1 protein-coding gene is annotated in these 1,099 nt (G+C 62.5%); it reads left to right on the top strand.

Translation table 11 applies throughout. The features are described 5' to 3' along the window. Window positions 1-29: 29 nt before the first annotated feature. The coding region (locus QSK21_RS35845; RefSeq protein WP_285702211.1) for an IS630 family transposase at window positions 30-1,099 on the top strand (1,070 nt) is incomplete at its 3' end.

The raw sequence follows: 1,099 nt of genomic DNA, 5'->3' as shown, positions 1-1,099 counted from the left end.
CTTTCCTTGGGAGTGGAATAATGACTGTTGTGGAGTTGTCGAAGCAGCAGCGTTCCTCTCTTGAGTCTGTGATCCGCCAGGGGGAATACGACAGATCGGTGGCGGCGCGCGCACAGTTCGTGCTGTGGCGGGCGGATGGCCATTCGGTGGCCGAGATCGCGAGGATGTCGGGTGCGACCAGGCCGACGGTGTACAAGTGGCTGGATCGGTATGAGTCCTCCGGCCTGGAGGGTTTGATCGATCGGGACCGTCCGGGGAGGCCCCGCGGGATTCCAGAGAGCGTCCGGTCTCGTGTCGTGGCGCTGACCCGCCGGACGCCGCCGGCCTCGACAGGGTTGAGTCATTGGTCGAGTCGGGAGATGTCGGCGTACCTGAAGCGCGTCGAGGGGATTTCGGTCTCGCATAGCGTGATCGCCCGGATATGGAAGGAGCACGATCTGCAGCCCTTCCGGCAGGGCACGTTCAAGCTGTCGCGCGATCCCGAGTTCGCCGAGAAGGTCGTCGACATTGTGGGCTTGTATCTGGATCCGCCCGAGGGGGCGGTGGTGCTGTCGGTGGATGAGAAAACGCAGGTCCAGGCGCTGGAGCGGACTCAGCCGCTGCTGCCCATCAGTTTCGCCAAGGGCGAGAAGCGCACCTATGACTACGTGCGGCACGGTACGACGAATCTATTCGCCGCGCTCGAGGTCGCTACCGGCCAGGTGATGGGGCAGTGTTTTCCACGGCGCCGCACCGCCGACTTCATCGCCTTCATGGACCAGGTCGCAAAGCGGCACGCCGACCGGGAACTGCACGTCATCCTCGACAACCTTTCCACGCATTCCGGCGCGGAGGTGGATGCCTGGCTGACCGCCCATCCGAACGTGAGCTTTCACTACACACCGATCGGCGGTTCCTGGCTGAACCAGATCGAGATATGGTTCGGAATCATCACCCGCCAGGCCATCCGGCGCGGAAGCTTCGGATCCTTGCGCATCCTGATCGACACCATCAACGCCTACATCGCCGACTGGAACCAGGACGCGAAACCCTTCATCTGGACCGCCAAACCCAAAGAGATCATCGCCAAGGTCCGCGTTCTCCAACGCGACTACAAGAA

This window comes from Actinomadura sp. NBRC 104412 (assembly GCF_030269515.1).
Taxonomy (GTDB): Bacteria; Actinomycetota; Actinomycetes; order Streptosporangiales; family Streptosporangiaceae; genus Spirillospora.
Note: the sequence above shows the minus strand (reverse complement) of the source record. Positions and strands in the feature narration are given on the sequence as shown.